Source organism: Flavobacterium cauense R2A-7 (assembly GCF_000498475.1).
Classification (GTDB): Bacteria; Bacteroidota; Bacteroidia; order Flavobacteriales; family Flavobacteriaceae; genus Flavobacterium; species Flavobacterium cauense.
The window spans coordinates 268,710-281,828 of record NZ_AVBI01000019.1 but is presented as its reverse complement, the minus strand read 5'-3'; the positions used below and the strand labels follow the sequence as shown (position 1 = coordinate 281,828).

General features: G+C 36.2%; 13 protein-coding genes and 1 other RNA gene. 8 read left to right on the top strand and 6 right to left on the bottom strand.

What is annotated here, in order from left to right; translation table 11 throughout:
* Positions 1-129 precede the first annotated feature (129 nt).
* Positions 130-2,016, top strand: a complete 1,887-nt coding sequence (gene dnaK, locus FCR2A7T_RS11305; RefSeq protein WP_035118302.1) for a molecular chaperone DnaK — start codon at positions 130-132, stop codon at positions 2,014-2,016.
* A gap of 149 nt (positions 2,017-2,165) precedes the next feature.
* Positions 2,166-2,774, top strand: a complete 609-nt coding sequence (locus tag FCR2A7T_RS11300) for a hypothetical protein (protein WP_023571432.1) — start codon at positions 2,166-2,168, stop codon at positions 2,772-2,774.
* A gap of 79 nt (positions 2,775-2,853) precedes the next feature.
* Here the strand turns inward: FCR2A7T_RS11300 and FCR2A7T_RS11295 are convergent, their stop codons facing one another.
* Together FCR2A7T_RS11295 and FCR2A7T_RS11290 are read right to left on the bottom strand one after the other, a co-directional pair.
* Positions 2,854-3,192 (bottom strand): HopJ type III effector protein, encoded by a 339-nt coding sequence (locus tag FCR2A7T_RS11295; protein WP_023571431.1) that lies wholly within the window; start codon positions 3,190-3,192, stop codon positions 2,854-2,856.
* Between the two features lie 65 nt (positions 3,193-3,257).
* Positions 3,258-4,337: a glutaminyl-peptide cyclotransferase gene (locus tag FCR2A7T_RS11290; RefSeq protein ID WP_035118520.1), complete on the bottom strand. Its 1,080-nt coding sequence runs from the start codon at positions 4,335-4,337 to the stop codon at positions 3,258-3,260.
* Positions 4,338-4,425: 88 nt separating this feature from the next.
* On the opposite strand from FCR2A7T_RS11290, the gene ffs reads away from it, so the two are divergent.
* From ffs to fsa, 4 genes are all read left to right on the top strand, one after another.
* Positions 4,426-4,524, top strand: an RNA gene (gene ffs, locus FCR2A7T_RS15030) — signal recognition particle sRNA small type.
* 70 nt (positions 4,525-4,594) lie between these two features.
* Positions 4,595-5,593 carry an enolase C-terminal domain-like protein gene (locus tag FCR2A7T_RS11285; RefSeq protein ID WP_023571429.1) on the top strand — a complete coding sequence of 333 codons (999 nt, stop codon included), beginning with the start codon at positions 4,595-4,597 and terminating at the stop codon, positions 5,591-5,593.
* 53 nt (positions 5,594-5,646) lie between these two features.
* Positions 5,647-6,450 carry an SDR family oxidoreductase gene (locus FCR2A7T_RS11280; protein WP_023571428.1) on the top strand — a complete coding sequence of 268 codons (804 nt, stop codon included), beginning with the start codon at positions 5,647-5,649 and terminating at the stop codon, positions 6,448-6,450.
* 52 nt (positions 6,451-6,502) lie between these two features.
* Positions 6,503-7,159: a fructose-6-phosphate aldolase gene (fsa, locus tag FCR2A7T_RS11275; RefSeq protein WP_023571427.1), complete on the top strand. Its 657-nt coding sequence runs from the start codon at positions 6,503-6,505 to the stop codon at positions 7,157-7,159.
* A 143-nt stretch (positions 7,160-7,302) separates the two neighbouring features.
* On the opposite strand, the gene FCR2A7T_RS11270 is transcribed toward fsa, so the two are convergent.
* Positions 7,303-8,706: a TlpA family protein disulfide reductase gene (locus FCR2A7T_RS11270; RefSeq protein WP_023571426.1), complete on the bottom strand. Its 1,404-nt coding sequence runs from the start codon at positions 8,704-8,706 to the stop codon at positions 7,303-7,305.
* A 158-nt stretch (positions 8,707-8,864) separates the two neighbouring features.
* Between FCR2A7T_RS11270 and FCR2A7T_RS11265 the strand changes: the two genes are divergently transcribed.
* Positions 8,865-10,481, top strand: a complete 1,617-nt coding sequence (locus FCR2A7T_RS11265) for an ABC-F family ATP-binding cassette domain-containing protein (protein WP_023571425.1) — start codon at positions 8,865-8,867, stop codon at positions 10,479-10,481.
* Between the two features lie 101 nt (positions 10,482-10,582).
* Here the strand turns inward: FCR2A7T_RS11265 and FCR2A7T_RS11260 are convergent, their stop codons facing one another.
* Both FCR2A7T_RS11260 and FCR2A7T_RS11255 read right to left on the bottom strand, forming a co-directional pair.
* Positions 10,583-11,104 (bottom strand): GNAT family N-acetyltransferase, encoded by a 522-nt coding sequence (locus FCR2A7T_RS11260; RefSeq protein ID WP_035118297.1) that lies wholly within the window; start codon positions 11,102-11,104, stop codon positions 10,583-10,585.
* A gap of 150 nt (positions 11,105-11,254) precedes the next feature.
* Positions 11,255-11,806 carry a hypothetical protein gene (locus tag FCR2A7T_RS11255; protein WP_023571422.1) on the bottom strand — a complete coding sequence of 184 codons (552 nt, stop codon included), beginning with the start codon at positions 11,804-11,806 and terminating at the stop codon, positions 11,255-11,257.
* A 344-nt stretch (positions 11,807-12,150) separates the two neighbouring features.
* On the opposite strand from FCR2A7T_RS11255, the gene FCR2A7T_RS11250 reads away from it, so the two are divergent.
* Positions 12,151-12,687, top strand: coding sequence for a helix-turn-helix domain-containing protein (locus FCR2A7T_RS11250; RefSeq protein ID WP_023571421.1), 537 nt, complete (start codon positions 12,151-12,153; stop codon positions 12,685-12,687).
* Between the two features lie 39 nt (positions 12,688-12,726).
* On the opposite strand, the gene FCR2A7T_RS11245 is transcribed toward FCR2A7T_RS11250, so the two are convergent.
* Entirely contained in the window at positions 12,727-13,119 is a 393-nt protein-coding gene (locus tag FCR2A7T_RS11245; RefSeq protein ID WP_023571420.1) for an OsmC family protein, read from the bottom strand.

Below are 13,119 nucleotides of genomic sequence, written 5' to 3'. Positions count from 1 at the left end.
TCCTGTCAGTATTTTTGAATTATTTTTTAACAGAATCTGACAATTTATATTTTTTTTACCATTGGCACAATCCTTGTCATTTGCAACACGAGTTTGAAACTTTTGAATTAAAATTAAACTATTATAAAAATGAGTAAGATTATTGGAATCGACTTAGGAACAACAAACTCTTGCGTATCCGTAATGGAAGGTGGAGAGCCAGTTGTAATTGCTAATGCCGAAGGAAAAAGAACTACACCGTCTGTAATTGCCTTTGTGGAAGGTGGCGAAATTAAAGTGGGTGATCCTGCGAAAAGACAAGCAGTAACGAATCCAACTAAAACTATTGCTTCTATCAAACGTTTTATGGGTAATAAATACACAGAAAGCGCCAAAGAAGCATCAACTGTAGCTTATAAAGTTGTTAAAGGAGATAATGACACACCACGTGTTGATATCGACGGAAGACTTTACACGCCACAGGAATTGTCAGCAATGGTACTTCAAAAAATGAAGAAAACTGCTGAAGATTATTTAGGTACAACAGTAACAGAAGCGGTTATTACCGTTCCGGCTTACTTTAACGATGCACAACGTCAGGCTACTAAAGAAGCTGGTGAGATTGCAGGTTTAAAAGTACGCAGAATTATCAATGAACCTACAGCTGCAGCGTTAGCGTACGGTTTGGATAAATTAGGACACGATCATAAAATCGCTGTTTACGATTTAGGTGGTGGTACTTTCGATATTTCCATCCTTGAATTAGGAGACGGTGTTTTCGAAGTATTGTCTACAAACGGAGATACACATTTAGGTGGTGACGATTTTGACCAAGTAATCATCGACTGGTTGGCTAACGATTTCAATACTGCTGAAGGTATCGATTTACGTAAAGACCCAATGGCATTACAACGTTTGAAAGAAGCTGCTGAAAAAGCAAAAATCGAATTATCGTCTTCTGCTCAAACAGAAATCAACTTGCCATACGTTACGGCTACTGCTACAGGACCGAAACACTTAGTACAAACGTTAACTCGTGCTAAATTCGAGCAATTGGCAGACAGTTTAGTAAAACGTTCTATGGAGCCGGTTGCTAAAGCGTTAAAAGATGCTGGTTTATCAACTTCTGATATTGACGAAGTAATCTTAGTAGGAGGTTCAACACGTATCCCTGTTATCCAGGAGCAAGTAGAGAAATTCTTCGGTAAAAAACCATCAAAAGGAGTAAATCCGGATGAAGTTGTGGCGATTGGAGCCGCAATCCAAGGTGGAGTTTTAACTGGAGATGTGAAAGACGTATTGTTATTAGACGTTACTCCGCTTTCTTTAGGTATCGAAACTATGGGTGGTGTTATGACTAAATTAATCGAGTCAAATACAACTATTCCAACTAAAAAATCTCAGGTTTTCTCAACTGCGGCTGATAACCAACCAAGTGTGGAAATCCACGTGTTGCAAGGTGAAAGAGCCATGGCTACAGACAACAAAACCATCGGTCGTTTCCATTTAGACGGAATTCCGCCTGCACCAAGAGGAGTACCTCAAATTGAAGTTATTTTTGATATCGATGCCAATGGTATCATTCACGTAACTGCGGTTGATAAAGGAACCGGTAAATCACATGATATCCGTATCGAAGCTTCTTCAGGATTGACTCAGGAAGAAATCGAGAAAATGAAAAAAGAAGCTGAAATGAATGCAGAAGCAGACAAATTAGCAAAAGAAAAAGTAGATAAATTAAACGAAGCTGACGGAATGATTTTCCAAACCGAAAAACAATTGTCAGAGTTCGGAGATAAATTATCTGAAGGAAACAAAGCAAATATTCAAACGGCTTTAGACGGATTGAAAGCGGCATATGAAACAAAAGATATTGCAACAATTCAACCGGCTTTAGACGCTATCAACGAAGCATGGAAAAATGCTTCCGAAGAAATGTACAAAGCGCAGGCAGAAGGACAAACTCACGAAGCTCAGCCACAAGCAGACGCTTCAGGAGATACAACTCAGGATGTAGATTTTGAAGAAGTAAAATAATCCTTTTTGATTTATAAATTAAACCATCTCGTTTACCGCGAGGTGGTTTTTTATTTTACATTAACTCGTGCAATTGTTAAATAATTGAAGAATTGTTTTTATCAAGAATATTTTTGTATTTTTCATTACCAAGAAACCTGTAAAAAAATATGAAAAAAACAATTTTAGTATTTGCGCTCGCAATGCTTACTACCGTTGGTTACAGCCAAAAAAAGAAGGGTAGTTCCAAAGGTAAAACCGGAACAGAAGTGCTCACAAAAACCGATAATCTTTCGGCGGAAATCGTAAAAAACGAATTTCATTTGTATGTTGATGAAGGCGGAAAAAAAGAACTTCTTTTTTCAAGACCCGTAGACGCAAAGAAAACATTGTCTGAATGCAAAATTACCAGTTTCAAAGCCAAAGAAACACCGTTGTATTATATTTCATGGACCGAAAAAGGAACCGTAAAAACCGATTTAAAAACAGAAGATGCTACCAGCATCGTTTCTGAAATCTGGGAAGTGCCGACAAAAACCCAAGTAATCGCCAATTCGCAAACCACTACTCATATCGTTGAAAAAGTATTTTTGGATAAACTGAAAAATGCGTCCGAAACCCAGGAGAGAAACAGAAGAGAAGGTTCTGAATTTACGTTATTACCAAATGGCGATATCTTGCTGAAAAACAAATCACAGGAAAGCAAGCAAACGTTCGATCCGGCTACAAAAAAATACATTCCAGCTGCGGCACCTGCGCCGAAGAAAAAAAAGAAATAATTTCAAAATAGAAACAGCACTAAAGAAAAACTCCTCAAAACAAATTGTATTGAGGAGTTTTTTATTGTTAGAAATCGTTTTATTTGGGCTGTAAAGCTACGCCGTCATATTGGATTCCTTCCCAGCCGGACTTCATAAAGTTACGGATATTCTGATGGTTGGTTCCTTCAGGATTTTGCTGCACATCAATCCGGTAAAAATCACCAAATAAATGTAAGGTTAGCTCCGTAGTTAATCCTTGTATTTTCGCAAAGAAAAAGATTTTACAGGAACCGTTATTCTGATTGGCTTCGTTAACCGTATTTCCGTTTGTAAATCGGGTAGGTGTAAAGTCATATTCTGAATCAATATATTCAATAACTTCCGGAAACAGAATCGTTTCGGGTTGGTTTTGAATTTTGTCGATTAAGTTCTTCATTTTAGGTAATTGTTTTGACTAATACTGATTACTTACTCAGAATACTGCTCACTGAACACTAATTTTTACTCTGAAATCTTAATTTCAAACATCTTGTCCCAGTTTTTTCCGGTAACAAAAATAGTTTTGGTTTTCGGATTGTAGGCGATTCCGTTGAGAACATCAACATCAGGATGTTGGGTAACTTTTGATTTTAAATCGGCTAAATTTACAACTCCTTCCACAGCGCCGTTTTTCGGATTGATAATTGCAATGGCATCCATAGTGTAAATATTGGCATAGATTTTTCCGTTAATCCATTCCATTTCGTTTACGGCTTTAATTTTTGAACTGGCCGTGTATACATTGATATAATCGACTTCTTTGAAATCAGCAGGATTCACAAAATAAATTTTTTCAGAGCCGTCCGACATTAAAAGGTTTTTACCATCATTGGATAATCCCCAACCTTCCATATTCGCTTTAAAATAAGGGAATGTTTCTTCTTTCTTAAACGTATCGGCATTATAAACATAACCTTCTCCGTTTTGCCAAGTAATCTGGAATACTTTATTGTTTAAAACAGTGCAGCCTTCACCGAAAACGCTTTCAGGAAGCTCAACAATTTTATAAACTTTTCCTGTTTTATAATCGGTTTTACGAAGGGAAGAAATACCACGCAATCCGGTGCCGTTTCCTTGTCCGTTTCCGGTACTTTCAATTAAAGTATCACGGTAAAATTCCAATCCTTGTGTATAAGCTTTCAAATCATGCGGATAGGTATTTACAATTGTGTATTTTAATAGTTTCGGCTGAATATTGGAAACCAATTCCACTCTGGAAGTTACTTCACTGTTTTCGCCTTCAAAATAAACTAAAGCTTTGATGTTTTGGTAGCCTAGTTTTTGGTCTGCAAAAGCAAAATCCAGTTTTGAATTGCCTTTTACAGCTCCGACTTTTTTATCATTGATATAATAAATAATAGAGTCGATGGTCTTGTTTTCTACATTTTTTATAGCCAAAGAAAGTGTCTCCTGTGGCTGATACTGTTCTTTTAAACCGGTTGAATCTATCGAAAATAAATTTTCCGCATCTTTTTTACTATCATTGCACGAAATAAGTGCGGTTCCTAACAAAATGAATGTTAATAGGTTATGTGTTTTCATTGTTTTAAAATTGATACAAGCAATATACAATGTTATTTTTATATCTTCAATTGCCTTGCAAAAAAATAAAAAGGTTGTATATTTGCACCGGCAAGTCCTACACGACCAGCTCCTGCAGACTCCTCCAGGGTGGGAACGCAGCAAAGGTATGCGGTTGTAGCGGTGCGATGTAGGTCGCTTGCCATTTTTTCTTTTTTGAATAAAATGCATCTCCCTAGCGGAGATTTTTTTATTTTTAGGGCATACAAATCTATCGCATGAACCTATCCTGGCAAATTGTCCGACTCCATCTCAAAGAAACCTTTTCAATATCCTATGGCGATTATTCATTCAGAGAGGCTTTAATTGTTAAATTGAGCGATTATGGCACTTCCGGTTACGGTGAATGTACGGGAATTGACTATTACAACATCAGTTTGTCCGATTTTGATAAAACACTGCATCGGCTAAAAGATAAAATCGAAAAACAACAAATTCAGCATCCAATTGATTTCTATAATTTTCTGATTGCGCTGGAATTACCCAGTTTCCTTCGTTCAGCCTTAGATTGTGCCTATTGGGATTTGTTCGGTAAACTGGAAAACAGAAGCTTTTCGGAATTAAACAATATCGAAGTATATACACTCCCCGAATCTTCCATAACCATAAGTGTTGCACCGATTGAAACCCAACTCGATAAAATCGCAAAATCTTCCTGGAATAAATTCAAGGTAAAATGCAATCATTTTAATGAGGAAGAAGTTCAGATGTTGTTGCAAACTGGAAAATCAGTGGCTTTGGACGCTAACGGAAGTTATTCACCCGAAGAATGTCAATGGCTTGAAAACCTGGAGGCTTCAAAAGGTTTTACCTATGTGGAACAACCGATGAAACCCGGAGAAGAGAACTTCAAATCATTGCAATCCGATCAATATCCCAATTGGATGGCCGATGAAGATTGTCAGGAAAATATCGATTTAAAAACCTTGCAACCGCACTACCGAAGTATAAACATAAAATTAGTAAAATGTGGCGGATTGACTCCCGCATTGGAATTAATCAAAAACGCCAGAAATTTAGATTTTAAAATCATGATAGGTTGCATGACCGAATCTACCATTGGGATTTCTGCCGGAGCTGCTTTGGTGCCGTTAGTGGATTTTGTCGATTTAGACGGTGCAAATTTAATTTCAAATGACCTCGCAAGCGGTTCTAAAATTGAATTCGGTAAAGTATTGCTTTCGGAACAACCGGGATTGGGAATTCGGCTCTTATAATCGTTGAAGCGCTAAAATTTTCTTACTTTCGCACTGCTTTAATAAATCATACAATGAACAAAGTCGTTTTAATTACCGGTGGTTCTTCAGGAATCGGGAAGTCGGTTGGTGAATTTTTGCATCAAAAAGGATTTATCGTTTACGGAACGAGCCGAAATCCGGAACGTGTTGAAAATTCTGTTTTTCCATTGGTTGCTTTGGATGTTAGAAATTCGGAAAGTATCAAAAGGGCTGTTGCAGAAGTAATTACCAAATCTGGACGACTGGATATAGTGATTAATAACGCCGGCGTTGGAATTACAGGTCCGCTCGAAGAAATTCCTGCCGAAGAAATCAAAAACAATTTCGAAACCAATCTTTTTGGTCCGATAGAAGTAATGAAAGCCGTTTTACCACAAATGCGCAGTCAGAAATCGGGTTTAATCATTAATGTAACTTCTATTGCCGGTTACATGGGATTGCCTTATAGAAGCGTGTATTCTGCATCAAAAGGCGCGTTGGAATTGATAACCGAAGCCTTGCGTATGGAAACCAAATCGTTCGGAATTCAGATTACCAATGTAGCTCCGGGTGATTTTGCAACGAATATTGCTGCCGGACGTTATCATGCGCCGCTGGTAAAAGGTTCGGCTTACGAAATTCCATACGGAAACACCTTGAAAACCATGGACGAACACGTAGACAGCGGTAGTAATCCAAACGATATGGCTTTAGCGGTTTATGCGATTATTCAAACTCCGAATCCAAACGTACATTACAAGGTTGGCGCTTTTATGCAGAAGTTTTCCATTGTTTTAAAACGTGTACTTCCGGACAAAATGTATGAGAAATTATTAATGAATCATTATAAGTTGTAATTTTGCAACCGAAAAAAAATGAGTAACCTTAGAAAACACAACTTTATATAATATGAAATTTTTTATTGACACAGCGAATTTAGCGCAAATCAAAGAGGCACAGGAATTAGGTGTATTAGACGGCGTTACAACAAACCCGTCATTAATGGCTAAAGAAGGAATTACAGGGAAAAACAATATTTTAAAACATTATGTTGACATCTGTAATATTGTGGATGGTGATGTAAGTGCCGAAGTAAATGCCATGGATTTGGAAGGCATGATTAAAGAAGGTGAGGAGTTGGCAGAATTACACGAGCAAATTGTTGTGAAATTACCAATGACAAAAGAAGGAATCAAAGCCTGTAAATATTTTTCAGACCGAGGAATCAGAACGAATGTAACTTTAGTATTCTCTGCTGGTCAGGCGATTTTGGCAGCTAAAGCGGGAGCGACGTATGTTTCTCCTTTCTTAGGACGTTTGGATGATGTTTCTACAGACGGTTTAAACCTAATCGACGAAATCCGTCAGATTTATGATAACTATGCTTTCGAAACTCAGATTTTAGCCGCTTCTGTTCGTCATACGATGCACGTTGTTAATTGTGCTAAAATTGGTGCTGATGTTATGACCGGACCGTTATCATCAATCTTAGGATTATTGAAACACCCGTTAACCGATATCGGTATCGCTCAGTTTATTGCTGATTACGAAAAAGGAAATAAATAGTATTCAGTGGTCAGTAGAAGGCAGTGAATACAATGCGTATAAAAAAAGGATTCAAATTATTGAATCCTTTTTTTGTGTATTTTTTTTATGTTTTTTTAAGTGTAAATCTTAATCCGAATACTTCAAACTAATCACTGCAAACTCTATTTCAGATTTTCTTCAAATCGGGCATCAAAAAGACTTACGAAAGCATTTTTAATGGTACCGTCTGCGTTTAGAAGTATTACACGGTGAATTTTTGTAATTACCCATTCGTCTTTCAGTTTTTGTAACTCTGATGCGTGAAGCTCAACAGTATCCCTAAAATCGTACTTAGCCAATGTTTTAAGCCAGTCTTCTTTGGAGTCGTCCATGTTAACCGCTATAAAATTTAATTCGGGATATTTGGCTTTAAGTTCCTGTGCTTTTTTGTGAACGGCTTCCAAATGTGATTTTGAACTCATCGTCCAGAAGAAAACAATTGTTTGTCCGTTGATCATATGATTGAAATCAACATTTTCACCAAATGTGTTTATGAACTTTTCTTCCGGAAGTTTGCTTCCCGGATTTAAATGCTGTGCAGCACTCGATATTTTCCGAATTTCATTGTGCTTGCTCTTGTCAGTGGAAAGTTGAAAATAACGTTCCAGAAACTTATTATTGTTTGCCATGTTTTGATCTTCAAGAAGATACATAAAGGCAATATTGTTCAGAACACCGTTTTTAATTTTCTGATTTTTAAAAAGCGTGTCGGTTATGTTCAGTTTCTTAATATTGGATGCCAGAGCTGTTTGCTCATAATCTTTTTCAGTATTGCAGTTTTTGTAGGCAATATTGTTTAGCATTGCTGTCATGTAACGCACAAAAGCTACATAAGTGGTTAAATCCTCGTTATTGTAGTCTATTTGTTTTCTGAAATCGTAATAATTTTTAGGCAACGATTTACAGATATCTTCACCGCTTCTTCTTTTGTGTGCAATCGGGTAAATCTCTTTTTTCGCCAGATGGTTTAAATCCAAAGAAGCTTTTGCATAAGTGTCGAATTTTTCATCCCAGCCGATTTCCGTTTTTCTGCGTAGGTAAAATGCTTTTTTGGAATTGTAAGACGAATCGATTGTTTTGGTAAAACTTTTATAATCTTTATCAAAAACATCGTAACCGCGATCGGCTTCATTTTTAAGGAACATTTCAATCAGAAAGTTATTTTTCTGATCGCCGCGTCCGCAAAAAACAAGAGAATTATCAAACTCTTTTGTGTTTAAACGAAGCATTATACTGTCGTTTTTATCGAAATAGATGTATTGGTATTCCGGTTCGTGTCTGAAAGTGTACATTCCGGGTGCAAGCGAGTCGAATTTCTTAAAAAAACGGTTTTTATCGTCCAGTAAGATTGAGTCAATAACTTCGTTATCCTTTAACAAAAGGACATAACGATTGTTTGGGTTAAGGATCTCACCTCCAAAATAGGCTGTGTAATTGTCGTCTTTAAATTCTTTATTACAAGAACAAAGCGTACACAAAGCAACTGTGGAAATAGGAAGTAGTAGATTTTTGAAATAGGCAAACATTCAATATCAGTTATTTATCGAAACAAAAATAGCTTTGTAATACTTAACTTGCTGTTAATGTACAGTTAAAATAAGTATAAACACATTCTAAATAAACCGCGTCAAAACTCCGTTATTTTTTCTACTTTTGCAACACTTTTATAAAAAATAAGAAATCAATGTTAACAGTTTCAAATTTATCGGTACAATTTGGTAAGCGAATTTTGTTCGACGAAGTAAACGTAACCTTCACGCAAGGGAACTGCTACGGAATTATCGGAGCTAACGGTGCCGGAAAATCAACTTTTTTAAAAATATTATCAGGTGATATCGATCCTACTTCAGGCCGCGTTATTCTTGAGCCCGGAAAACGTATGTCGGTTTTAAACCAGAACCACAATATGTTTGACGACCACACGGTATTGGAAACCGTAATGATGGGAAACAAAACGTTATTTGCCATTAAAAAGGAAATGGACGAATTGTATGCCGATTACGATGATAAAAATGCCGACCGTATCGGAGAATTGCAAATGCAGTTTGATGAAATGAACGGATGGAATGCCGAATCAGATGCCGGAGCGATGCTTTCCAATTTAGGAATTTCAGCCGATTATCATTACACAATGATGGGCGATATGGAAGGAAAGATGAAAGTACGTGTGTTATTGGCACAGGCTTTATTCGGTAATCCGGATGTATTGATTATGGATGAGCCTACCAACGACCTGGATTTTGAAACCATCGGTTGGTTGGAGAATTTCTTAGCCAATTATGAAAACACGGTTTTAGTGGTTTCTCACGACCGTCACTTCCTGGATGCGGTTTGTACGCATGTTTCGGATATCGACTTCGGAAAAATCAACCATTATTCCGGAAACTATACTTTCTGGTATGAGTCTTCGCAATTAGCTGCAAAACAAAGAGCTCAACAAAATAAGAAAGCAGAAGAGAAAAAAGCCGAATTAGAAGAGTTTATCCGTCGTTTCTCGGCGAACGTTGCCAAATCAAAACAGGCAACTTCCCGTAAAAAAATGATTGATAAATTAAATTTGGACGAAATCAAACCTTCCAGCCGTCGTTATCCAGCGATTATTTTCGATCAGGAAAGAGAAGCCGGCGATCAGATTTTGAATGTACAGAATTTAAGTGCTTCCATTGATGGTGAAGTTTTGTTCAAAAATGTTGATTTAAACATGGCAAAAGGCGATAAAGTTGTGGTTTTCTCTAAAGATTCCCGTGCAACTACAGCCTTTTATGAAATCTTAAACGGCAATATGAAAGCTGATTCCGGAACTTTTGACTGGGGAATCACGACAACGCAATCTTACTTACCGGCAGACAACCACAGTTTCTTCGAAAACGATTTGACTTTGGTGGATTGGTTACGCCAATGGGCTAAAACCGAACCGGAAAGAGATGAAGTATACGTTCGCGGATTCTTAGGAAAAATGATTTTCTCCGGAGAAGAAGCTTTAAAAACAGGACGAGTTTTATCGGGAGGTGAAAAAGTACGTTGTATGTTGTCCCGTATGATGATGATGAGAGCCAACGTTTTAATGCTGGACGAACCAACGAACCACTTGGATTTGGAATCGATTACAGCTTTCAATAACTCGTTGAAAAATTTTAAAGGTTCGGTATTGTTTACCACGCATGACCACGAATTTGCGCAAACTGTTGCAAATAGAGTAGTGGAAATCACTCCGAAAGGTGTTATCGACCGTTACATGACGTTTGATGAATATCTTGAAGATGAGAAAATCAAAGAAATGAGAAAACAGATGTATTCTTAATATATAAAAATCCCGTCAGTAATGGCGGGGTTTTTTGTTTTGATTGATTAGTTACAGTACACTTGGAATGTTCCTGTAAATTATGGCTGCCTCCGTCTTGATTACTTTTTCGTTGTTAACCGAAATACAATCAAATTCGGATTTTCAACTGCACTGCTTCCTAAATCTTTAAAGTGTAGTTTTTGCAGAAGGCTTGTCGAGCTTTGATTGTCTTTGTGGGTAAAGGCGTCCATACTTTGTATGCCAAGGTTTTCCATCGCGTATTGTATGACGTTCTTTGCGGCTTCAAGCATGATTCCCTGTCCCTGAAATTCCGTTCTAAGCTCGTATCCGATTTCACATTTGTTGGTATCGTTTGAGAAATCAAACAAGCAAATGGTTCCGATTAGTTCTGCTTCGCCGGTTTTTGTGATGGCCCAATAAAAAGTCTCACGGTTTTCAAGGATAATTTTGATGAATTGTAATGCGTCTTCAAGTGTTTTGCTTGGTTTCCGGTCAAGATATTTATTGATTTCCCTGTCAGAACGCAATAGTAAAATTTCAGTGGCATCATTTACAGAAAGAGGCCGAAGCGTTAATCGTTCTGTAATTAATGTTGGTGTTTTTTTTGAAATTTTGTTCATTTTTGGGTTAATTGATGTTTTCGGGATTTATGAAGTTAGGATTTTTATTCCAGAATCATTACGTTATGACTAACATTAAATATATAAAAAGATCGTTCCATTAAACACCAAGCCTAAATTTTGCAAAACCACTGTTGTTCGACGGAGTTATTAAGTTTTAGATTTATATTTCCAATATTTGTCTTTTCCAAAATCTTTTATGCAATCTTCGATGGAAATTCGCAGAAACCTTTTTAAATTCGATGGTAGAGGACTGTCGTTAAAACCGGTAAAATCATCTCTAAAAAAATATTCTTTTTCATATATTTTTTCTTTATTATTAAGATTGTAGGTTATTATTTTTATGTAGAGTTCTTTTGTTAAATGATTATCATCTACATTTAATTTAATTTTTGTGGATATTAAATAATCAAATTGAGTTTTTTCCTTATAAAAATCAAGAGTTTTTATATTTGTTTCCAGAGCTTTTTTTAGAGAAATCGTATTGTTGAAATCTCCAATTTGGACTAAAGTTTGAAATTTATTATTTAATTGATTTTGATAACATTCTATGACTTTTGTGTTGTATGATGCATGAATATTTTCCAAAATAGGTTCGTCAATAACCCATTTTCCCTCTAAACGATTAATATCTACAGGTAGAATAATAGTATTAGTGGTATAATTACCTTTATACGTTGCGCATGCGCTTATTAAAATCAAAATGAATATGCTTGAAATATGTGAAAAATTGCGATTTGTGTTTTCAATTTTTTAAATGTTAGTTAAATTTAGATCATGTTTTGGAGTATGTTGCACAACACATAAATATGTTTCAAATTACCTGTCTAGTGTCCAAAAATAAAAAATTTCTTTCAAAACTATCACAAAAGTTATCCACAACCATACGACACTTTATTGTTGACAACACGTAATCAAAACAAATAATAAATTAAAAAAATCACAAAAACGTAATCAAATTTTTATATTCAAAATAAAAATCACAAATTTGTAATCGAATCAAAAATCAGAATTAAAAAATCACAAAATAATACAAGCCGATTCGTATGATAAGAAACAAGGACTTCAGACAAACGTTAGGCATTACCCAAGAGGAAGCCGCTTTTTTATTAAAAACCACCAAAAGTCAAATCGCTATGTTTGAACTTGGTTTGCGGGAATTACCAGTCGCGAAAATGCATAAACTCGTAACTTTTTACAATCATATACAAAGCAAACAGCAGGAAAAAACCGGTTCTATAGACGATAAAAAAGAAAATGCAAAATGTTTGGCTGTACTGGAGCAAGAACTTAAAAACAGCGAAATAGAAGTAGTACTGTTAAACCGCGAACTGGAACAGCTAAAAGCGAAGTATCAAAAAAGTGTTTCTGTTATGGAATTAGTCACGTATCTTGAAACCGAGCTTCCGGAAAAAGAAAAACCATCACAGGATTTTATAAAAGTATTGCGCAATAAAGCCACACGAGGCATCGAAAAGAATGGTAGTGCTGTTCAGTTAAAATGCGAACTCGCGATAAAAACAGCACAACACTATCAAAAGGAAATTAAAAAAGAGTTAGAACGCCTTAAACAGGAATCCTAACTCTTTTGATGTTTTCTTTCAGATTAAAACTTGTACCGACTAAATCAAACTTGTCTCAATTTCCGTCGGATTCATCAAAACTTTATGAACCGGACATTTATCAGCGATTTTCAAAAGTCGTTCGCGTTGCTCTTCGGTTAAATCACCTATCAGTTCAATTTTTCGGGTAAATACGGATTTCATTTCTTCATTATTCCAATCGAAAGTCACTTCAATATTCACATCGGTTAAATCCCAGCCTTTTAAGTTCGCATACATTTTTAAAGTAATTATGGTGCAGGAACCTAATGCAGAAGCCAAAAGTTCTTTGGGTGAAAAACCTAAATCCTGTCCTTCCAAATCCAGAGGTTCATCTGCAATCAGTGAATTGGTGGCTGTTTTGATTTCGGTTTTATATTTTTCCTGTCCGAGATGTGCGTTTATTTTTTCCAT

Excerpts from the sequence above, each read along its gene's own strand:
- fsa (WP_023571427.1), top strand. The coding sequence starts at position 6,503 with ATGAAATTTTTTATTGACACAGCGAATTTAGCGCAAATCAAAGAGGCA.
- FCR2A7T_RS11280 (WP_023571428.1), top strand. The coding sequence starts at position 5,647 with ATGAACAAAGTCGTTTTAATTACCGGTGGTTCTTCAGGAATCGGGAAG.
- FCR2A7T_RS11290 (WP_035118520.1), bottom strand. The coding sequence starts at position 4,337 with ATGAAAACACATAACCTATTAACATTCATTTTGTTAGGAACCGCACTT.
- dnaK (WP_035118302.1), top strand. The coding sequence starts at position 130 with ATGAGTAAGATTATTGGAATCGACTTAGGAACAACAAACTCTTGCGTA.
- FCR2A7T_RS11270 (WP_023571426.1), bottom strand. The coding sequence starts at position 8,706 with ATGTTTGCCTATTTCAAAAATCTACTACTTCCTATTTCCACAGTTGCT.
- FCR2A7T_RS11295 (WP_023571431.1), bottom strand. The coding sequence starts at position 3,192 with ATGAAGAACTTAATCGACAAAATTCAAAACCAACCCGAAACGATTCTG.
- FCR2A7T_RS11260 (WP_035118297.1), bottom strand. The coding sequence starts at position 11,104 with ATGAACAAAATTTCAAAAAAAACACCAACATTAATTACAGAACGATTA.
- FCR2A7T_RS11265 (WP_023571425.1), top strand. The coding sequence starts at position 8,865 with ATGTTAACAGTTTCAAATTTATCGGTACAATTTGGTAAGCGAATTTTG.
- FCR2A7T_RS11300 (WP_023571432.1), top strand. The coding sequence starts at position 2,166 with ATGAAAAAAACAATTTTAGTATTTGCGCTCGCAATGCTTACTACCGTT.
- FCR2A7T_RS11245 (WP_023571420.1), bottom strand. The coding sequence starts at position 13,119 with ATGGAAAAAATAAACGCACATCTCGGACAGGAAAAATATAAAACCGAA.
- FCR2A7T_RS11250 (WP_023571421.1), top strand. The coding sequence starts at position 12,151 with ATGATAAGAAACAAGGACTTCAGACAAACGTTAGGCATTACCCAAGAG.
- FCR2A7T_RS11285 (WP_023571429.1), top strand. The coding sequence starts at position 4,595 with ATGAACCTATCCTGGCAAATTGTCCGACTCCATCTCAAAGAAACCTTT.